The organism is Kribbella sp. ALI-6-A, from assembly GCF_001984195.1.
Classification (GTDB): Bacteria; Actinomycetota; Actinomycetes; order Propionibacteriales; family Kribbellaceae; genus Kribbella.
Genome location: NZ_MTQN01000012.1, coordinates 756,554 through 776,421, shown reverse-complemented (window position 1 = coordinate 776,421; position 19,868 = coordinate 756,554). Strand labels below are relative to the sequence as shown.

Annotated in this window: 20 protein-coding genes and 1 tRNA gene; 8 read left to right on the top strand and 13 right to left on the bottom strand. The window is 70.2% G+C overall.

The window, feature by feature from the left end; translation table 11 throughout:
• Positions 1-307 precede the first annotated feature (307 nt).
• Genes BWI15_RS30200 through lipB form a run of 4 tightly spaced genes read right to left on the bottom strand, consistent with a single transcriptional unit; the run spans position 308 to position 3,170 of the window.
• The gene (locus BWI15_RS30200) at positions 308-1,333 is read right to left on the bottom strand and encodes a hypothetical protein (protein WP_077017933.1); all 1,026 of its coding nucleotides are present in this window, start codon (positions 1,331-1,333) and stop codon (positions 308-310) included.
• 58 nt (positions 1,334-1,391) lie between these two features.
• Positions 1,392-2,090, bottom strand: a complete 699-nt coding sequence (locus tag BWI15_RS30195; protein WP_077017932.1) for a carbohydrate-binding family 9-like protein — start codon at positions 2,088-2,090, stop codon at positions 1,392-1,394.
• Positions 2,083-2,514, bottom strand: a complete 432-nt coding sequence (locus BWI15_RS30190; RefSeq protein WP_077017931.1) for a hypothetical protein — start codon at positions 2,512-2,514, stop codon at positions 2,083-2,085. Before BWI15_RS30190 ends, BWI15_RS30195 begins: the two co-directional genes overlap by 8 nt.
• A 17-nt stretch (positions 2,515-2,531) precedes the next feature.
• Positions 2,532-3,170 carry a lipoyl(octanoyl) transferase LipB gene (gene lipB, locus BWI15_RS30185; RefSeq protein ID WP_077017930.1) on the bottom strand — a complete coding sequence of 213 codons (639 nt, stop codon included), beginning with the start codon at positions 3,168-3,170 and terminating at the stop codon, positions 2,532-2,534.
• Between the two features lie 38 nt (positions 3,171-3,208).
• On the opposite strand from lipB, the gene BWI15_RS30180 reads away from it, so the two are divergent.
• Positions 3,209-4,330, top strand: coding sequence for a serine hydrolase domain-containing protein (locus BWI15_RS30180; protein ID WP_077017929.1), 1,122 nt, complete (start codon positions 3,209-3,211; stop codon positions 4,328-4,330).
• A 38-nt stretch (positions 4,331-4,368) separates the two neighbouring features.
• Here BWI15_RS30180 and BWI15_RS30175 read toward each other — a convergent pair.
• Together BWI15_RS30175 and BWI15_RS30170 are read right to left on the bottom strand one after the other, a co-directional pair.
• Positions 4,369-4,442, bottom strand: a tRNA-Pro gene (locus BWI15_RS30175).
• A gap of 46 nt (positions 4,443-4,488) precedes the next feature.
• On the bottom strand, positions 4,489-5,424 hold the full coding sequence (locus tag BWI15_RS30170) for a metallophosphoesterase (RefSeq protein WP_077017928.1): 936 nt from the start codon (positions 5,422-5,424) through the stop codon (positions 4,489-4,491).
• A gap of 26 nt (positions 5,425-5,450) precedes the next feature.
• On the opposite strand from BWI15_RS30170, the gene BWI15_RS30165 reads away from it, so the two are divergent.
• Positions 5,451-5,918, top strand: coding sequence for a GatB/YqeY domain-containing protein (locus BWI15_RS30165; RefSeq protein WP_077017927.1), 468 nt, complete (start codon positions 5,451-5,453; stop codon positions 5,916-5,918).
• On the opposite strand, the gene BWI15_RS40505 is transcribed toward BWI15_RS30165, so the two are convergent.
• The 6 genes from BWI15_RS40505 to BWI15_RS30140 form a co-directional block, all read right to left on the bottom strand.
• Entirely contained in the window at positions 5,919-6,047 is a 129-nt protein-coding gene (locus BWI15_RS40505) for a hypothetical protein (protein ID WP_269087196.1), read from the bottom strand. It lies immediately after the preceding gene.
• 9 nt (positions 6,048-6,056) lie between these two features.
• Positions 6,057-6,665, bottom strand: coding sequence for a hypothetical protein (locus BWI15_RS30160; protein ID WP_077017926.1), 609 nt, complete (start codon positions 6,663-6,665; stop codon positions 6,057-6,059).
• 103 nt (positions 6,666-6,768) lie between these two features.
• Positions 6,769-9,186 carry a penicillin-binding protein gene (locus BWI15_RS30155; RefSeq protein ID WP_077017925.1) on the bottom strand — a complete coding sequence of 806 codons (2,418 nt, stop codon included), beginning with the start codon at positions 9,184-9,186 and terminating at the stop codon, positions 6,769-6,771.
• Between the two features lie 278 nt (positions 9,187-9,464).
• Positions 9,465-11,816, bottom strand: a complete 2,352-nt coding sequence (gene lon, locus BWI15_RS30150) for an endopeptidase La (RefSeq protein ID WP_077017924.1) — start codon at positions 11,814-11,816, stop codon at positions 9,465-9,467.
• Positions 11,817-11,913: 97 nt separating this feature from the next.
• A complete protein-coding gene (locus tag BWI15_RS30145; protein ID WP_077017923.1) occupies positions 11,914-13,035 on the bottom strand; it encodes an ArsA family ATPase in 1,122 nt (373 codons plus the stop codon).
• Positions 13,036-13,048: 13 nt separating this feature from the next.
• Positions 13,049-13,999 (bottom strand): ArsA-related P-loop ATPase, encoded by a 951-nt coding sequence (locus tag BWI15_RS30140; RefSeq protein WP_077017922.1) that lies wholly within the window; start codon positions 13,997-13,999, stop codon positions 13,049-13,051.
• 61 nt (positions 14,000-14,060) lie between these two features.
• On the opposite strand from BWI15_RS30140, the gene BWI15_RS39590 reads away from it, so the two are divergent.
• The 5 genes from BWI15_RS39590 to BWI15_RS30120 all read left to right on the top strand — a co-directional run bounded on the left by BWI15_RS39590 (position 14,061) and on the right by BWI15_RS30120 (position 17,861).
• The gene (locus BWI15_RS39590) at positions 14,061-14,222 is read left to right on the top strand and encodes a DUF4177 domain-containing protein (protein WP_012918129.1); all 162 of its coding nucleotides are present in this window, start codon (positions 14,061-14,063) and stop codon (positions 14,220-14,222) included.
• Entirely contained in the window at positions 14,219-14,680 is a 462-nt protein-coding gene (locus BWI15_RS30135; protein ID WP_077017921.1) for a RidA family protein, read from the top strand. The genes BWI15_RS39590 and BWI15_RS30135 overlap by 4 nt, the downstream gene beginning before the upstream one ends.
• A gap of 452 nt (positions 14,681-15,132) precedes the next feature.
• Entirely contained in the window at positions 15,133-15,963 is an 831-nt protein-coding gene (locus BWI15_RS30130) for an NUDIX hydrolase (RefSeq protein ID WP_077017920.1), read from the top strand.
• Positions 15,964-15,979: 16 nt separating this feature from the next.
• On the top strand, positions 15,980-16,768 hold the full coding sequence (locus BWI15_RS30125) for an MBL fold metallo-hydrolase (protein WP_077017919.1): 789 nt from the start codon (positions 15,980-15,982) through the stop codon (positions 16,766-16,768).
• Positions 16,769-16,910: 142 nt separating this feature from the next.
• The gene (locus tag BWI15_RS30120; protein ID WP_168197399.1) at positions 16,911-17,861 is read left to right on the top strand and encodes a type IV toxin-antitoxin system AbiEi family antitoxin domain-containing protein; all 951 of its coding nucleotides are present in this window, start codon (positions 16,911-16,913) and stop codon (positions 17,859-17,861) included.
• 303 nt (positions 17,862-18,164) lie between these two features.
• Here BWI15_RS30120 and BWI15_RS30115 read toward each other — a convergent pair whose 3' ends face one another.
• Positions 18,165-18,842, bottom strand: coding sequence for a Crp/Fnr family transcriptional regulator (locus tag BWI15_RS30115; RefSeq protein ID WP_077017917.1), 678 nt, complete (start codon positions 18,840-18,842; stop codon positions 18,165-18,167).
• Between the two features lie 224 nt (positions 18,843-19,066).
• Between BWI15_RS30115 and nth the strand changes: the two genes are divergently transcribed.
• Positions 19,067-19,855: an endonuclease III gene (gene nth, locus BWI15_RS30110; protein ID WP_077017916.1), complete on the top strand. Its 789-nt coding sequence runs from the start codon at positions 19,067-19,069 to the stop codon at positions 19,853-19,855.
• The last annotated feature ends 13 nt before the right edge of the window (positions 19,856-19,868 follow it).

The window sequence follows — 19,868 nt, the reverse complement described above, 5'->3', positions numbered from 1 at the left end:
TGGGCTCGACTCTAACCAGCCGCCACGCTCCCGGCGAGGTCTACTCGCTGTGGGCGAAACCACAGCCGATACGCCGCTGTGCCACGCCGCCACACCCCACGCTGTGGGGCCGCCACATGACCCCATTCCGTTCGTCCCCCGCCCGCCTCGCGCCTCCGGCGCGGCGCGGGCGGGGTGGAAGAGGCGCGGGGCGAGTGAGCGGGAGGCGGGTGTCCCGCCGGCCGGCTGCGCCGTCGCCTCGGAGCTGCCCGGCTCCGGGGCCACCGGCGAAGCTGCGCGGCTTCGCCGTGACCCGGAGATTGTCCGGCTAGGCCGTCGCCTCCGCGGAGCAGAGCAGGCGCAGTTCGTGGGCGGCTTCCTCGCGGGCGTCGGCCAGTTCGTCGGCGGACTCCGCCAGGACGGCGGCGAGGTGCTCGCGAGCGCAGACCAGGTTGCCGCCGTGCCGGGCGGTTCGGGCGAGCCCGATGTGAGCCGCGGCCACGGCTTCGACGTTCTCGATGGAGTCCGCCAGTTCGAGCGCCCGTCGGTAGTCGGCCCGGGCCGCGTCCAGCTCCCCGGCGCGCAGGTGGAGCTCACCGCGCTCGCACAGCAGGAGCCCGGCTTCCTCCTCCAGTCCCAGCTCCTCCGCGAGCTCGATCGCCTCGCTGGTCACCGGCAGCAGGTCGTCGGTGATCTGCCGCAGCCCGGTGAGCGCCAGGAACATCGCCCACCGGTCCTCCAGCATCCGGAAGCGGGCCAGCGCGATCCGCAGCGACTGCTCCGCGTCCAGCGGGCTGATGTCGACCAAACCGGGGTAGCCCTTGCACAGCTCGACCGCGGCCCGGGTCCACGCGTCGCCGTTGCGCTCGTGCCGAGCGAGCACCTCGGCGACCGTCGTACGGGACTCGAAGGGTCCGAACACCAGCGCCCAGAGCAGCACCGTCACCGGGTACTTGAACGGGCCCACGGCGTCCAGCACGACCTGCTGTGCCAGCTCCAGCTGCTCCTGCTCGGCCGACGAGGCTCCGTGCAGCACGGTGAGCAGGTACTCCTCGTCCATTCCGGCCGGCACAGTCCGGCCCAGCATGCCGAGCACCCGCTCAGCCGCTGCGGCCGCCTCGTCCTGCAGGCCCCGGGACCACCAGTAGCTCGACAGCCCGGCCACCAGCCGCAGCGCCATCCGTGGATCGCTCTCGCAGGCCCGCTCGATCGCCGCGACCACCTGGTCGCCCTCGGCGGCGGACCGGGCCCCCGCCCGGGACGAGCTGGTTGCTGAGCGCAACGGATCGGCGCCTTCGACCAGGTCGATCAGGTACGACAGGTCCGCGTCGTACCCGCTCCCCTGGAACTCCACATCACTCATTGTCACCCCGCCGGGTTCAGTGGGTCGCGGGCGGGGGTCGGGTACCCAGTCAGAACTCGAGTACACCCCAGTGCTCGGGCCGGTGCATGTCGACGGCGTACTGCGGCGACCAGACCCAGAAGTCCTGCTGCTCGCCCTTGCGGTACGCCCCGTCCACGACGTCGTGCGACCACTCGACCCGCATCAGGTTCATCCGCCACTCGTCGCCCGGTGCCGGCGGCATCGAGCCCTTGGCGTGCCGGCTCAGCTCCGCCCACGGGAAGGCCGCCTCGACGCGCCAGCCGGCGTCGTCGTCGCTCGGGTCGTTCAGCGTGCCGTCGACGTGGATCGCGGTCCGCAGGCCGGGCAGGTTGGTCGGGTCCACCGCGACGCCGCCGTCGGCGTATGGCTTGGGCAGGGTGAGCTCCCAGATCGTGCCGAGCGGGTTGATCTCGAACTCGTAGTAGTTCTGCCGGTCGCCGTCCGGATCGAGGAACAGCTCGAAGTTGTTCTCCTCGTACAGGAACGTGTTGGGTTCGGTCATCGTCGACCAGACGTGCGGCTCCTCCAGCTCCGCGCCGAGGTACAGGTACTCGTCGTCGTACAGGAGCTTCGCCCGGGTCCGGTACGGCGGCGCCGGCTGGTCGCCGCGGATGTCGACGAAGTCGCTGGTCCAGGCCGCCTCCGCCCAGGCCGGGTGGGTCAGCGTGCCGTCGATCGGCGGCGGGGTCGTGGTGCGGTGGGCCTTGTAGCGGGGCAGATCAGACATCGGCGCGCTCCAGCAGTCCGGCGAGCAGGTGGGCGAGCAGGAAGGTAACGGCGGTCAGGACCGGGACGACCACCAGGGTCCAGGTGGTGAACAGGTTCTCGCTGAGGAAGGCGAGCACGACCAGCAGCATGAACCCGACGCCGAGAAACGCGACCAGTCGCGGATGCGGCATCGCGAGCCGGCTCAGGGCCAGCGCGCCGAGCACGATCGTGACGACCACGGTGAGCACGAGCAGCGGGAATCCCCAGGCGCCGCAGTTCGACGTGTCGCGGAACCGTTCGCAGCCCCGCTCGCTCAGCCAGACCATCCCGATCGTGACGAACCCGGCCAGCAGACCGACGACGGCCAGTACGAGCGCCGGCGGCAGCGGAGGAGTGGTGAACCGCCGGTGGTCGGCTGTGGTCACCTCGTCCTCGTCGTCCATGCGCGCAGGCTACTGCGTCAGGAGGCACCCAGGTTGCGGGCCACGGCGTCGCGGACCTCCGCGTCGGTGGGGGCCGGCCGGCCCTGCTCGGCGGCGAGGTCGGCCAGCGAGACCATCGTGACGTCGTGCAGGCCGCAGGTCGTGAACGTGTGAAACACGTCCATCGCCGGATCCACGTTGATCGAGAACCCGTGGCTGGTCACGCCGCGCCGGATCCGCATCCCGATCGAGCACAGCTTGCGGTGGTCCTCGGTCCAGACACCGACCAGGCTGCTCGCGCCGCGCGGCGTCTCCCGGCGGACGAGCGGGAAGCCGAGCTCACCGAGCGCGGCGATCAGCCCGTTCTCGACCCAGCGGACGACGTCGACCGGCCCGCGCTGGTTGAGGTCGATCACCAGGTAGCCGACCAGCTGCCCAGGCCCGTGGTAGGTCGCGAATCCACCGCGATCGACCGCCACGGTCGGGATCGCCGCCGTCTCGGGCGGCAGGTCGGCCAGCGACGTGCGCGGCCCGTAGGTGATCACCGGCGGATGGCTGAGCAGGAACAACCGGTCGCCCGCCGTCCCGTCCTGCCGCTCCTCGACCCAGGTCTTCATGTCCTTCGCCGCGACCTCGTACTCGACCTCACCCAGGTCCACCCGCTGCAGCTCGCTCACGCCGTCAACTGTAGGTCGCTCGCATTAGCGTGACGGTTATGACTGACTTCGACCCCGTCTGGCGCTCCCTGGACCGGCAGGTCGCGGCCGGCTGGGCTCCTGGCTTCACCGCCGCCATCCGGTACGCCGGGGAGCCGGCGTACTACGCGACCGGCACGCTGGCCTTCGACTCCGACCAGCCGATGCGCACCGGCACCCGCTTCCGGATCGCGTCGCTGAGCAAGCCCGTCGGCGCAGTGCTCGCTCTGTCGATGGTTGCCGACGGCCTGTTCGCGCTGGACGACCCGGTTGCCCAGTGGTTGCCCGAGCTGGCCGAACCGCGAGTGCTGGTCAGGCCGGACGCGCCGGTGGACCAGGCCGTGCCGGCGGACCGGCCGATCACCGTCCGGCACCTGCTGACGCTGACGCTCGGGCAGGGCGCCTTGCCGGCTGACTCGCCGCTGGCCAAGGCGTACGTCGAGCGGGTGCACCAAGGACCGCTGCCGCCGCTGATGTCGCCGGACGAGTTCATGGAGCGGTTCTCCCGCGTGCCGCTGGCGTACCAGCCGGGCACTCGCTGGCTCTACCACGCAGGCATGGACGTGCTCTCCGTCCTGCTCGGCCGGGTCGCCGGTGCGCCGCTGAGCGCCGTACTGCGGGAGCGGGTGACGGATCCGCTGGGGATGCGGGCCACCAGCTTCCAGTCCGACGGTGACCCGCTGCCGACGGTCTACCAGGACGGGGAGAGTTACGAGGAGTACGCCCGGTCCTTCGAGCAGCCGAGGGTCTTCGACAGCTTCGGTGGTGGGCTGGTGTCGACAGTCGAGGACTACCTGACGTTCCTGGCCGCGCTGGCCGACGACCGGTTGCTGCCGCGGGAGTTGCGCGAGCAGTTGACGGCAGACCAGCTGCCAGGTGAGCTGCGGGCCGGAGTGACGGAGCTGTGCGGCCCGGGGCTGTCGTGGGGCCTCGGCGTTGCCGTCACCACCGACGTGACCGAGCCGTGGACGTCGCCCGGGCGGTACGGCTGGTTCGGCGGGTCGGGCACGAGCGCGTGGGTCGACCCGTCCCGCGACCTGATCGGGATCGTGTTCTCGCAGCGGTGGGTGGCCGGGCCGCGGGAGGACTTCGCGTACTTCTGGCGGCCGCTCAGCGAGGTCGTCCAACGGGCCGGGACATGACTGAGGGCGGTGACTCGATGAGTCACCGCCCTCTTCTGTCGGGCTGACAGGATTTGAACCTGCGACCTCGTCGTCCCGAACGACGCGCGCTACCAAACTGCGCCACAGCCCGAAGCCGGAGTCAGCTTACATGCGGTCCCGCCTGGGACGAAATCGGGTTAATCACCGGCGTGAACCCGGGGCACCAAGGTGAGCAAAGTCGCCTCCGGGCGGCACGCGAAACGCACCGGCGCGTACGGCGACGTGCCCAGTCCGGCCGACACGTGCAGCGCCGCCTGACGCCCGTCGTGGCCCCACGTGCTGAGCCCCTTGACCCGGGAGGTGTCGAGGTCGCAGTTGGTCACCAGAGCGCCGTACAGCGGCACGGCGAGCTGGCCGCCGTGGGTGTGCCCGGCCAGGATCAGCGGGTAGCCGTCGTCGACGAACGCGTTCAGCACCCGCTGGTACGGCGCGTGCGTGACGCCGATCGACAGGTCGGCGGCCGGGTCCACCTCGCCGGCCACCTCGTCGTACCGGTCGCGCTTGATGTGCGGGTCGTCGGTGCCGGCGAAGTCCAGGCGCAGGCCGTTGACCTTGAGCGTGGTCTTCAGGTTGTTCAGGTCGGCCCAGCCGGCCTCGACGAACGCGCTGCGCATCTCCTCGTACGGCAGGTCCGGGCCGTGCGGCTTGTGCCGCTGCTTCTGCGCGGGCAGCAGGTAGTTCGCCGGGTTCTTGAACCGGGGCTTCCAGTAGTCGTTGGAGCCGAAGACGAACACGCCGGGCAGGTCGAGCAGAGCGCCGTACGCGCGCAGCAGGGGGAGGACCGAGTCGGCGGAGGAGATGTTGTCGCCGGTGGTGACGACCAGGTCGGGCTCCAGCTGGGCCAGGTCGTTGACCCAGCGGATCTTCTTCTCCTGGGTCGGCATCAGGTGCAGGTCGGACAGGTGCAGCACCTTGACCGGCTCCGCGCCGACCGGCAGCACCGGGACGGTGAACCGGCGCAGCGTGAACCAGCGCACCTCGATCGCCGCCGCGTACCCGACGCAGGCGGCGCCGAGCGCGCCGATCACGCCGGCGGTCTTGAACGACGTTGTGGCCAGCCCCCGGAAACTCATTGCTCCAGCCTGCCACAATCTCTGCTATGTCCAACTCCGAGCTGAAGCAGCGCCTGCACGACGACATGACCGCCGCCCTCAAGGCCCGCGACGACATCCGCAAGTCCACCCTGCGGATGGCGCTGACGGCCGTCACGAAGGCCGAGGTGGCCGGCAAGGAGGCCCGCGAGCTGTCCGACGCCGAGGTGCTCGACGTGCTCACCTCCGAGGCGAAGAAGCGCCGCGAGTCCGTCGTCGCCTACCGCGAGGCCGGCCGCGACGAGCTCGCCGACAAGGAACAGGCCGAGGCGGACATCCTCGCCGAGTACCTGCCCGAGCAACTGACCGCCGAGGAGATCGCCGCCCTGGTCACCGAGACCATCGCCGCCACCGGCGCCGCCGAACTCGGCCCCCGCGGCATCGGCAAGGTGATGGGCGCCCTCCAGCCCAAGGTCAAGGGCAAGGCCGACGGCGGCGCGGTCTCCGCCGAGGTGAAGCGCCAGCTCGGCGCCTGATCAGGCCGGCGGTCCTTCGAAGAACGGGATCAGCCGTGGCGCCAGTACGACGTACTGGAACACCACGGCTGCTACCCACACCAGCGCCGGCGACCTTCCACCTCTACGGTGCTTGGTTGCCTTCAGCATCCTTCAGCGTCATCGTGGTGGGGCTTGGAAGATCGGTACCAGGTACGCGTCCCAGACTGCGTACTGGACGGTGAGCGTCGTCAGGAACACCACCAACGGCACGACCGCCCGGACCCACCACGGCACTTCACAAACCAGTACCGCCATCACCAGCATCGCCAGACCGGCCGAGACTCCTGGTGCGGCCAAGGCTGCGGCTTGCTCGGTCCAGGGCCAGCATCCGGCGTATGTGCAGTCGCCGAAGTAGAAGCCGGCGTAGTGCACCGCAAACGTCTCGCCGGCGACGACCAGTCCGCCGACCGCCTGGACGACGGCGCCTCGCAGGGAGCCCCTCGCCGACCAGAGCGGACCTGGTCGAGGAACTCCCGCGAGCAGGACCACGATCGCCGCGGCGTACATCAGGAGCCAGATCCACAGGAGGTCGATCGGTTCCCCAGGCCGGATCCGGTCCACGGCGACGGAGGTGGGATCCACCTGAGCCAGACGATCGCCGAACGTCAGGCTCGCCAGCCCGAACGGCAACACAGCCGCCCCGGCGACGACCAGCAAGGTCATCTCGGTCCCGTCCCGTCGGCGCGTGTCCGGCCGGTCGACCGTGGTCTGCTCGGCGGGCGTCAAATCGGATCGCCTCCTCGTCGGTCGCGGCTCACCCTGACAGCGCAGCCTGCAACGCCGAGAGGGCCTCCCCTGGTCGGGAAGGCCCTCTCGATTAGTGCTGGAGTCAGCGACCCCCGCCGCCGCAGTTCGGGTACTTCGGGTGCCACGGCGGGCATTGCGGGTTGCCGCCGGGTTTGCTGGTGTTCGGCGGGTTCGGGGGCTGGACGGTGTTCTGCGGCGGGGGCGGGTTCTGCTGGCTGTTGCTGCCGTTGGAGACGTGCAGGGTGATCAGCGACCCCTCGGGGGCTCCGTCGCGCTGGCGGGGAGTCGTGTAGGCGACCGTGCCGGCGGCTTCTTCGGAGTTGACCGTGCCGGGGGCGACGGTGACCTGGAAGCCCTCGCCCTGCAGCTTGTTGGTGGCGTCCTGCACCGACATGCCGTTCACGAACGGCAGGTTCTTCACGTCGCCGCGGACGGTCTTGTCGTTCGGCGGCACGAAGTGGGTCTCGGGGGTGCCGGCGAGCGCCTTCCGCATCGCGGTCTCCCACACCGGACCGGCCGTTCCCGAGCCGGAGGCGTCGTACATCTTCTTGCCGTCGAGGGTCTGACCGATCAGGTTCTTGTACGGCACGTCCGCATCGGCGACAACCGACGCGGCGGCCAGCCGGGTCGAGTAACCCGCGTACCAGACGGCCTTGTTCTCCTGGATGGTTCCGGTCTTTCCGGCCAGGTCGCTGGGGCCGAACTTCAACGAGTCGCCGGTGCCGCCCGGCTCCATCACCTCGTGCAGGACCCGGTTCACCCCGTCGGCGACCGCAGGCTCGAGCGCCTGCCGGCAGCTGCGGCCTGGGGTCGGAACGGGCTTGCCGTTGTTGCCGGTGATCTGAGTGATGAGCTGCGGTACGCAGTACTTCCCTCGAGCGGCGAACGTCGCGTACGCGTTCGACAGCATCAATGGGGTGACCAGACCGGCACTACCCAGCGTGAACGAGACCACCTGCTGCAGCGGCTGAAGGGTCTGCGCGTCGACGATGCCGAGATTGCGCGCGATCGTCGCGATCGGGCACAACCCGGTCTGCTTCGACAGCTGCAGGAAGTAGGTGTTGGTCGACGCGCGGGCGGCGTCGATCATCGTCAGGTTGCCCTGGGCGGCCGTCGAGTTGCTGGGCCGGTAGCTGTCGAACGACTGCGTGACGCCGTTGCAGGTACTGAACTTCACCCGGGTCAGGTCGATCTGCCGCGGTGAATTGATCCGGTGGTTCAGCGGAAAGCCCTTCTGGATCGCGGCCGCGATCGTGAAGGCCTTCATCGTCGATCCGTTCTGGAACCCGCCGTAGCCGCCGGGATAGGACTTCTCGACGTTGAAGTTGTAGGAGACCTCACCCTTCTTCTTGTTCCCACCGTACGGGCGACTCTGCGCCATCGCCTTCACCAGGCCGGTGCCGGGCTCGACCATCGTGATCGCCGCAACCGCCTGGTCGGTGGGGCGGCTGTGCTGCTTGATCGATGCTTCGGCCGCGGCCTGGATCTTGGGGTCCAACGACGTCTTCACCGTGAGGCCGGCGGTCTTGATGTAGTGCGACCGCGCCTTCTCGTCCGCCCCGAAGGCCGGGTTCTCGAGCAGCTTCGACACGACGTACTCGCAGTAGAACGGGTACTTCGACGAGGCGCAGCCGTTCGGGACCTCCTGGACCTTCTTCGGGTCGTAGACCGGGGTCCGGATCGCGTCGTTGGCCTGCTTGGCGGTGATCACGTTGAGTTCCTGCATCCGGCGCAGCACGACGTCGCGACGGTCCTTGGCCCGCTTGGCGTTGTTCGTCGGGTCGTAGCCGGTCGGGTTCTTCACCAGGCCGGCCAGCAGCGCGGCCTGGGGCAGGGTCAGCTTGGCGGCGGTGGTGGAGAAGTAGTGCCGCGCGGCCGCCTCGACGCCGTACGCGCCGTCGCCGAAGTTGGCCAGGTTCAGGTACTTCTCCAGGATCTCGTCCTTGGAGAACTCCTTCTCGATCGCGACCGCGTAGCGCAGCTCGGCGATCTTGCGCTGGTACGTCGAGGCGGTGGCCTGCTGGTACTCCTCCGGCGTCTTCGCCTTCGCGATCAGGCTCAGCTTCACGTACTGCTGGGTGATGCTCGAACCACCCTGCTGCACCGAACCCTCGGACTGGTTGCGCAGCATCGCGCGCAGCGTGCCCTTCGCGTCCAGCGCGCCGTGCTCGTAGAACCGGTCGTCCTCGATCGCGACGATCGCCTTGCGCATGATCGGGTTGACCTTGGCGAGCGGGACCAGCTGCCGGTTCTGCTCGTACAGGTACGCGACCAGGGATCCGTCGGCGGCGACGATCTTGCTGGTGCGCGCCGGTGGAACGGTCTTCAGCTCCTGCGGCAGGTCCTGGAGGGTCTCGTGTGTCTTCTCGGTCGTGTAACCGGCCAGGCCTGCGAACGGAATCGCGAGACCGGCCGCGAGCGCTCCTGACAGCACGCTCACTCCGAGGAACAGAACCACCGACTGGACGACGCCGCGGTCGCCCTTCTCCCTGACGCGCATGCGTCAGAGCCTACGGGATCGCCGAGCCACGCCGTAGCCGAGCATGTGATCTAAGTCACGTCAACCTCAGCGCGGTTCGGGCGTCCCCAGCGGCGGCAGAGCACCTGGTACGCCGACCGCAGGCGAGTACCCGGCGAAGAATCATCCAAAAGGAGGACGGCCGGCGGACCCACCGGGACAGGTGGTTCCGCCGGCCGTCAGGGGATTCCAGCGATTCCGGCCCGCGAAGGGCCGGGGCCCGGCCGATCCACCGGACTGGCGGATCGGCCGGAACTACCTCAGGCGGCGTACTGCCGGGCGTCGACCTGAGCTGGGACGAGGGCCAGGTCGAGCACCTCGCGGACGTCGCTGACCGGGTGAACCGTCAGCTCGGCCAGCACAGACTCCGGCACGTCCTCGAGGTCCGGCTCGTTGCGCTTCGGGATCAGGATCGTGGTCAGCCCGGCCCGGTGGGCGGCGAGCAGCTTCTGCTTCACGCCACCGATCGGGAGCACCCGGCCGGTCAGCGACACCTCACCGGTCATCGCGACCTCCGAGCGGACCGGCCGTCCGGACAGCAGCGACGCCAGCGCGGTGGTCATCGTGACACCCGCCGACGGCCCGTCCTTCGGGACCGCTCCGGCCGGCACGTGGATGTGCGCGTTGCGCTCGGCCAGGTCGCCGACCGGCAGTCCCAGCTCCGCGCCGTGCGAGCGCAGGTAGGACAGCGCGATCTGCGCCGACTCCTTCATCACGTCACCCAGCTGACCGGTCAGCGTGACACCGGTCGGACCGGTCTCCTTGTCGGCCAGCGAGGCCTCGACGAAGAGCACGTCACCACCGGCGCCGGTCACGGCCAGTCCGGTCGCGACTCCCGGCAGCGCCGTCCGCTCCGCCGACTCCGGCGTGAACTTCGGCGACCCCAGGTAGCCCTTCAGGTCACCCGAACCGATGGTCACCTCTCCGACGTCCTCGCCCAGGGCGATCTTCGCCGTCACCTTGCGCAGCACCCGGGAGATCGACCGCTCCAGCTGCCGTACGCCGGCCTCGCGGGTGTACTCCCCGGCCAGCAACCGCAGCGCGGACTCCTCGACGACCACCTCGTCGGTCGTCAGGCCGGCCCGCTCCAGCTGGCGCGGGAGCAGGTGGTCACGGGCGATGGTGACCTTCTCGTCCTCGGTGTAGCCGTCCAGCTGCACCAGTTCCATCCGGTCCAGCAGCGGAGCCGGGATCGAGTCGAGCACGTTCGCCGTGGCCAGGAAGACCACGTCGGACAGGTCCAGCTCGACCTCCAGGTAGTGGTCGCGGAAGGTGTGGTTCTGCGCCGGGTCCAGGACCTCCAGCAGCGCCGCGGTCGGGTCGCCCCGGTAGTCCGCGCCGACCTTGTCGATCTCGTCCAGCAGCACCACCGGGTTCATCGAACCGGCCTCGGTGATCGCCCGGACGATCCGGCCCGGCAGCGCACCGACGTACGTCCGCCGGTGACCACGGATTTCGGCCTCGTCCCGGACACCACCCAGCGCGACCCGGACGAACTTCCGGCCCATCGCACGCGCCACGGACTCGCCCAGCGAGGTCTTACCCACACCAGGAGGACCGACCAGTGCCAGTACGGCGCCACTGCGGCGTCCGCCGACCACGCCGAGACCACGGTCCGCGCGGCGGCGCCGTACGGCCAGGTACTCGGTGATGCGCTCCTTGACGTCGTCCAGACCGGAGTGGTCCGCGTCCAGTACGGCCCGGGCCTCCCGGATGTCGTAGCTGTCCTCGGTCCGCTCGTTCCACGGCAGCTCGAGCACGGTGTCCAGCCAGGTCCGGATCCAGCCGACCTCGGGGGACTGCTCCGCGGTCCGCTCCAGCTTGTCGACCTCGGCCAGCGCGGCCTTGCGGACGTGCTCCGGCAGGTCGGCCGCCTCGACGCGGGCCCGGTAGTCCTCCTCCTCGGAGTCGGCCTTGCCGTCCAGCTCGGCCAGCTCCTTGCGGACGGCGGCCAGCTGCTGGCGAAGCAGGAACTCACGCTGCTGCTTCTCCATGCCCTCCTGGACGTCCTTCTGGATCGTCTCGGAGACCTCGAGCTCGGCCAGGTGGTCGCGAACCCACCCGATCAGCTTGGTCAGCCGCTCGGTGACGTTCGCGTTCTCCAGCAGCTCCAGCTTCTGGGCGTCGTTCAGGTACGACGCGTAACCGGCCAGGTCGGCCAGCTCGGCCGGCGCGTTCACCTGCCGCACCGAGTCGATCACCTGCCACGCGCCGCGCCGTTCCAGCACGCTGGTAACCAGGGTCTTGTACTCACGGGCGAGCTCGGCCGACTGGGCGTCGGTGATCTCGTTCAGCACCGTGGCGCCGACCCACAGGGCCGCGCCCGGACCGGTGGTCCCGGCGCCGATCAGGACCCGGGCGGTACCCCGGATCACGGCCGCCTGGGCGCCGCCCGGCAGCCGGCCGATCTGCTCGATCTCGCCGAGCGTTCCGGCCTTGGCATATTTCCCGTCCAGCCGCGGGACCAGCAGCACCTTGTCCTGGCCGGAGGCCTGCGCCGCGTCGATCGCGGCCCGCGCCTCGGTGTCGGACAGCCGCACGGGCACGACCATGCCAGGCAGGACCACGACGTCGTCCAGCGGCAGAACAGGAAGATTCAACGTCTCAGTCACGCTGTCACACCCTCACTTGAAGATTGAGTCTGACAGGCTCAACGGTGGACGTGACCTGGTCATTCCCGAGGGTGTAGGCGTTCGCTGACGGTGAAAATCAGGCGGTCAACAGGTCGCCGATCTGGCGCAGACCGGCCAGGTCGTGCACGTCGTCGGGGAGGGCGGGGACGTCGACGGTGGGGACCGAGCGGTGGCCGCGGCGGAAGCGGTCGGCGCGCTTGGCCTCGCCGACGACCTGCTGCATCCGGTCGGCGTGCAGCAGGAGAACGGCGGCGGTCAGGGCTGACTTGTCCGAATCGGTGAGCTTTTCGGCGGCCGCCAGGGACCGCTCCGCCGACAGGTCCGGAGCGTGCGTGGTGGTCACCCGATTGAGTACGACGCCGGCCAGCGGCATCCGCTCCTCGCGCAGCCGGTCGGCGAAGTACGACGCCTCGCGCAGCGCGTCGTTCTGCGGCGCGGCCACCACCAGGAACGCCGTGTGCGGCTCCCTCAGCAGCGCGACGGTCTTCTCGGCCCGCTCCCGAAACCCGCCGAACAACGTGTCGAAAGCCGCCGCGAACGTCTGTACGTCGGTCAGCACCTGCGCGCCGAGCACCTTGTTCATCACCGACATCGCCAGGTTCACCCCGGCCGACATCAGCCGCAGCGGACCCCGGGCCGGCGCGAGCAGCAGCCGCAGGAACCGGCCCTCCAGCAGCGACGCCAGCCGCTCCGGCGCGTCGAGGAAGTCCAGCGCGGAGCGTGACGGCGGGGTGTCGACCACGATCAGGTCCCACTCGCCGGTCTTCTCGGCCTGCTTGTGCAGCTGGCCGAGCTTCTCCATCGCCATGTACTCCTGGGTCCCCGCGAACGACGACGACAGCGCGACGTAGAACGGGTTGGCCAGGATCTGCTCGGCTTTCTCCGGCGTCGCGTGTGCCAGCACGACCTCGTCGAAGGTCCGCTTCATGTCCAGCATCATCGCGTCGAGGCTGCCGCCGTTCGCGCCGTCGACATCCTTGACCGCGCGCGGGGTGTTGTCCAGCTCGGTCAGCCCGAGCGACTGCGCCAGCCGCCGGGCCGGGTCGATCGTCAGGACGACTACCTTGCGGCCCCGCTCGGCCGCGCGCAGCCCGAGCGCCGCGGCGGTGGTGGTCTTGCCGACCCCGCCCGCGCCGCAGGTGACGATGATCCGGGTCGTCGGATCGTCGATCAGGGCGTCCAGGTCCAGGGCGGTCATCAGCGGCTCTCCTTCACGAGCGCAGGTCTTCGGCGAGGTCGAACAACGCTCCGTGGTCGATCCCGTCCGGCACCAGCCCGAGCTCGGTCACTTCCTTGCCCAGGGCATCGATCCGGTCGCGGTTCTCGCGTTCCAGGCCGATCCGTACGGCGTGGTCGCGCGCCTCGGCGGCCAGCGTGCTCACCATCTGCTTGCTCGCCGAGATCCCGGCGGCCCGCAACCCCTTGGTCAGCTCGGCCGTGGGCAGTTTCTCCTTCACCGCCAGCGCGAGCGACTCGTCGTCGAGCGGGCTGTGCCGGACCATGTTGACCACGATCGAACCGATCCGCAGGTCCAGCGTCTCCAGTTGCTCGACCGCGTCCAGCGTCTCCTGGACCGGCATCTCCTCCAGCAGCGTGACCAGGTGGATCCGGGTGACGTCGGAGCGCAACATGCCCATGATCGCGTCCGCCTGGTTGCGGATCGGGCCGACCTTGGCCAGCCCGGCGACCTCGTGGTTGACGTTCAGGAACGGGCCGATCCGGCCGGTCGGCGGCGCGTCCAGCACCACCGCGTCGTACGCGAGCCGGCCGTGCGCCTTGCGCCGGGTCGCCTCGTACACCTTGCCGGTCAGCAGCACGTCGCGCAGCCCCGGCGCGATCGTGGTGACGAAGTCGACCGCGCCGACCTTGTCGAGCGCCTTCCCGGCCCGGCCGAGGTGGTAGAACATGTCGAGGTACTCCAGCAGCGCTGCCTCGGCGTCCACCGCGAGCGCGAACACCTCACCGCCGCCCGGCCCGACGGCGATCTTGCGTTCGACGTACGGGAGCGGCGGGACGTCGAAGAGCTGGGCCAGGCCCTGGCGTCCCTCGACCTCCACCAGCAGCACCCGCTTGCCCTGGTCGGCCAGGGAAAGCGCCATGGCAGCGGCCACCGTGGTCTTCCCGGTGCCGCCCTTGCCGGTCACCACATGCAGCCTCGCCATGCTCCCCAGCGTAGGACGTGCCCCACACCACACCGCTCGCGAGCCCGTTAGAGTCCACCTCATGAAGAAGTTCGAGTACTTCACCGCGCCGCTCCTGGTCCACTCGACCAAGGAGATCCTCGACAACTTCGGGCAGGACGGCTGGGAGCTGGTCCAGGTCGTCCCGGGCCTGAACCCGGAGAACCTGGTCGCCTACTTCAAGCGGGAGATCACCGAGTCATGAGCCACCCCGAGGAGAACCTGGCCGCGCTCGGCCTGAAGCTGCCCGAGGTCGCCAAGCCGGTCGCCGCGTACGTCCCGGCGCTCCGCACCGGCAACCTCGTCTACACGTCCGGCCAGCTGCCGCTGCGCGAGGGCGCCCTGATCGCCACCGGCAAGGTCGGCGCCGAGGTCACCCCCGAGGTGGCCGCCGAGTGCGCCCAGCAGTGCGCGCTGAACGCCCTGGCCGCGGTCAAGGCGGAGATCGGTGACCTGGCCAACGTCAAGCGGGTCGTCAAGGCGGTCGCGTTCATCGCCTCCACGCCCGACTTCACCGGCCAGCCGCAGGTCGCCAACGGCGCGTCGGAGCTGTTCGGCCAGGTCTTCGCCGAAGCCGGCCAGCACGCCCGCAGCGCCGTCGGCGTCCCGGTCCTGCCGCTGGACGCGCCCGTCGAGGTAGAACTCATCGTCGAGGTCGCCTGACCCGTACGCCGGTCGGTGGTGGGTCAGGCTTTCTGCCCACCGCCCCGGCCGACGCGGTCGTGGGCGCGCGGCGCCTCCCCACCCTCAGTATGGCTCGGCCGGTCCGGGCCAAGGGCCTGCGCGATCCACTTGCCTACCGGGTTCGCCGGCCCGGCTCGACCGTTCCAGCCCGAAGGCCCGCGCAATCCGCCTTCCGGCGCGCCAGCTCACCGAGCTGGCCGGCGGCCCGCCCCGTTCGCCCGGCGCCCCAGCGGGGTCGCCGTCGTGCAGTTCGCCGCCGCGCATTTCGTGGGTTCACCCGCGAAATCGACCGTTGGCCTACAGTATTTTCGCGATCCAACGGTGCATCTGGCAGGTTCACCCACCAAATGCACCGGTCGGCTCGGCGCACCGCCCGCCCTGGTCCGGCTCGTCCTGGCGGCTCGCCCCCACCCCCGGTCCCTGGAGGTTCTGTGGTTCGCGATCTGCGGTCCGAGTTGTTGTCCGGGCGGATGGCGGAGGCGGCGCTGGCTCACGTGCGGGAAGGACGGACCCCCGCAGAGCCCCGGCCCGCCTCGACCGTGATCCTGCTGCGGGACAGCCCGGCCGGGCCTGAGGTCTACCTGCTCCGGCGGCAGCGGTCGATGGCCTTCGCGGCAGGAATGACCGTGTTCCCAGGCGGCCGCGTGGACCCGACGGACTCCAGCATCGCCGACTCCTGGGAAGGCCCCTCGCCGGAGTGGTTCGGCGAGCGGCTCGGGTGCTCGGGCGAGACGGCCGCCGCGTACGTCGCGGCCGCCGTTCGGGAGACGTTCGAGGAGTCCGGCGTCCTGCTGGCCGGGCCGTCGACCGAGACCGTCGTCTCGGACACCACCGGCGCGGACTGGGAGGCCGACCGGGTCGCGCTCGAAGGCCGCTCGCTGGGCTTCGCCGAGTTCCTGCACCGGCGCGGGCTGGTCCTGCGGGCCGACCTGCTCGCCCCCTGGGCGCACTGGATCACCCCGGAGTTCGAGCCGCGCCGCTACGACACCCGGTTCTTCGTCGCCGCGCTCCCGGCCGGTCAGGTCACCCGCGACGTGACGAGCGAGTCCGACCAGGTCGCCTGGATGCGCCCGGCCGACGCCGTCGCGGCCGTCGACGCCGGCGAGATGCTGATGCTGCCCCCGACGTACCTGTGCTGCCGCGACCTCACCCCGTACGCCGACGTCGCCGCCGTACTGGCTTCCTCGGCGGACCGCCGGATCACCCCGGTGCTGCCGACCGTGCGGGTGGACAACGACCAGGCCTACCTGGAGACCCTATGAAGCGTCAGGAGCACCGATGACCGTCGAGCAGGTCACCCCGTACGCCGCCCGCGTGCTCGCCGCCAACCCGGGCCCGATGACGCTGGACGGCACCAACACCTGGATCCTGCGCGCCCCGGACTCCGACCGGGCCGTGGTCGTCGATCCGGGCCCGATGCTCGAGCAACACCTGCGCGCCGTCCTCGACGCGGTGACGGCGTCCGGGGCGACGGTCGAGACGGTGCTGCTCACCCATCACCACTTCGACCACTCCGAGGGCGCCGCCTGGTTCGCGAACCAGGCCGGCTGCACGGTCCGCGCGGTCGACCCGGCGTACCGGATCCCGACGGACCACGCACACGGCCTGTCCGAGGGCGATGTCATCGGCGCGGGCGACCTGCGGATCGAGGTCCTGCCAACGCCTGGCCACACGCTCGACTCAGTCTGCTTCTGGCTCCCGCAAGACGGTTCGCTGCTCACCGGCGACACCGTGCTCGGCCGCGGTACGTCGGTCGTCGCCCACCCGGACGGTGCCCTGGGCCCCTATCTGGAGTCCCTCGACAGCCTGCGCGCCTTCGCCAACTCACCGGCCGGCGTCGACCGCCTGCTGCCCGGCCACGGCCCGGTCATCGACGACCCGACCGCCGTCCTCACCTACTACATCGACCACCGTCGCGACCGCCTCGCCCAGGTCCGCGAAGCCGTCGCCGCCGGCCACACCACCCCCCAGGCCGTGGTCGAACACGTCTACGCCGACGTGGACCGCACGCTCTGGCCCGCCGCCGAACGCAGCGTCCGCGCCCAACTCGACTATTTGATGGGTTAACCCATTAAATGGCCCGTTGGCCCACCGGAATTCGGTCGACCAACGGTTCATCTGGTGGCCCACCTGTCAGCGGACCGGCCGTCATCCACAGGGAAGGCGACAGGCCCAGCAGGGTCGGCGCATTTCGCCGATCCTGGGGGTGGTGGATGCGCAACTGACCAGCCTGGCGAGACGCCAAGGAGGTGTCTTCAGCCGTCGCCAGGCGTTGTCCTGCGGCTACACGCCGCGCCAGATCGCCTACCGGCTGGCCGACGGACGGTGGCAACGAATCCGCCACGGTCAGTACGCCGTTGCCGTCGACCTGAGCGCGACACCTCCGTGGGACCGGGAACTGATCCGGCACCGACGTCTGGTGTACGCGGCCGTGAACTCGATGCGATCCGGCAGCGTTGCCGTGAGCCACCAATCGGCTTTGGTGCTGCACGACGTTCCGATCTGGGGTCTGGGTCTGACCGAGGCGCATTTGACCCGGCTGAGCGACCAGCGCAGCGGCCCGGCAGCCGGCGTACGGCATCATCGCGGCATACTCGATCCTGCTGATCTGACGTTGGTCGATGGCATTCTCACCACCACCCCGCCACGAGCTGTCGTCGAAGCGGCGTGCACGGCTTCTTTCGAGGCGGCTGTCGTCGCCATGGACGCGGTCCGCCGAAGCCACGAGAACTGCGGCCCGGACCTCGACCGGTTGCTGGACGTCACCGAGTTCTGGCCAGGCAGTACGACGGCTCGCCGGGCTTTGGCCTTTAGTGATCCGTCGGCCGAGTCGGTCGGGGAGTCGCGATTGCGAGTCCAGATGCACGAGCAGGGCCTCCCGCGGCCCGTGCTGCAGGCGTCGTTCGAGGATGGGGCGGGATTCATCGGGCGGGTCGACTTCTATTTTCCCGAGATGAGCACGGTGGTCGAATTCGACGGGCTGACGAAGTACGCCGCAGGGTCGGCCGAGGTCCTGGTCAGCGAGAAGCGCCGCGAGGATCGGCTCCGCGGGCTCGGCCTGGAGGTCGTCCGGGTCACCTGGTCGGAGCTCAAGTCACCGGATCGCGTCGCGGCACACATCCGCCAGGCCTTCACCCGAGCCGGCCGCCGCGCCGCTTGATCACCGCGCCGCCTGGTTACCCGCCGCCGGACGGCCTTTCCCCGTACGACGTCCATCCCGTCGTACGGCATTTGGTGGGTTAACCCATCAAATTGCCCGTTGGCCCCTCGGAATTCGGTGGGCCAACGGGCAAGCCCTTGGGTCGACCCACCAAATTGCCCAGCGGTGGGAGGAGGCGGGGAGCCGGGACAGGACAGGTCTGAGGGCACCGAGTCTCGGCGTACGGCTCAAGGGTTGTCCACCGAGGGCGGGCGGCCGAGGATGTGAGGTGGGCCCATTGGTACGGTACTGGTGGTGCGGGGGTCAGCGCGCTCGGCGCTGGAGGCGTTCGATGTCGAGCAGGACGACCGAGCGGGGTTCGAGGCGGACCCAGCCGCGGGAGGCGAAGTCGGCGAGGGCCTTGTTGACGGTTTCGCGGGAGGCGCCGACCAGTTGGGCGAGCTCCTCCTGGGTCAGGTCGTGGTGCACGTGTACGCCGTCGTCCGCCGTACGGCCGAAGCGGCTGGCCAGGTCGAGCAGGGCCTTGGCGACCCGGCCGGGGACGTCGGAGAAGACCAGGTCGGCGACCACGTCGGAGACCTTGCGGAGCCGGGACGCGAGCTGCAGGAGCAGGCCGCGGGCGACCTCGGGCCGGCCGGCCAGCCAGCGCAGCAGCTCGTCGTGGGTCAGCGACATCATCGACGCGTCGGTGACGGCGGTGACGGTGGCCGAGCGCGGGCCGGGGTCGAACAGCGAGAGCTCGCCGAACATCTGACCCGGGCCGAGCACGGCGATCAGGTTCTCCCGGCCGTCCGCCGAGGTCCGGCCGAGCTTCACCTTGCCCTCGACCACGACGAACAGCCGGTCGCCGGAGTCGCCTTCGTGGAACAGCACCTGGCCGCGACGCAGCCGGTTCTCGGTCATCGACGCGGCCAGCGCGTCGGCTGCCTCGTCGTCCAGCTGACTGAACAGCGGTGCCTGTCGGAGCACTGCGGCGTCCACGTTTGGGCCTCCTCGGACCTTGACCACGAGCTTCGGACGGGCCGCGAGCCCGCCCGGCGACCGGGTGGATCACACCCCGTCGCCCCAAAACGGTACTTCCTCGGGTCACCCAACCGCCACGTAGGTACGCCGGGACGCGCCGGGAAGGCCACCGCCACCGTCCCGCCGCGACCACGAGCCCGGCCGCGGTCCCCGGGTGGGGCGCCGCACGTAGGCTGGCCTGCATGCCCACCCAGCGTGCCGTGGACCCGAACCCGCACCCGGTCCCGCCCCCGGTCCTGAACCCGCCCGTGAAGCTCCCGCGGAAGGCTCCGGTGTACGCCGAGGAGACGCCGACGCAGCTGGTCCGGCGGGCCCGGAAGATGCACAAGGTGCTCACCGAGACCTACCCGGACGCGCACTGCGAGCTCGACTTCACCAATCCGCTGGAGTTGCTGGTGGCCACCATCCTGTCGGCGCAGACCACCGACGTGACGGTGAACCGGGTGACGCCGACGCTGTTCGCGAAGTACCCGACCGCGCAGGCGTACGCCGAGGCCGACCGGGAGGAGATGGAGGCGATCCTCAAGCCGACCGGCTTCTTCCGGGCCAAGACCAACAGCCTGCTCAAGCTCGGTCAGGCGCTCGTCGACGAGTACGACGGGGAGGTGCCCGGCAAGCTCGAGGAACTGGTCAAGCTGCCCGGGACCGGCCGGAAGACGGCGAACGTCGTCCTGGGCAACGCCTTCGGTGTCCCCGGCATCACCGTCGACACCCACTTCGGGCGCCTGGTACGCCGCTTTGGGTGGACGACTGAGGAAGACCCGGTCAAGGTCGAGCACCTGATCGGCGCGCTGTTCCCGAAGAAGGACTGGACGATGCTGTCCCACCGCCTGATCTTCCACGGCCGCCGCCGCTGCCACGCCAAGAAGCCCGCCTGCGGCGCCTGCCCGATCGCCCAGTGGTGCCCGTCCTTCGGCACCGGCCCGACGGACCCGGAGCTGGCCGCCAAGCTCGTCAAGGTCCCGGTGTGAGCCAGGATCCGCC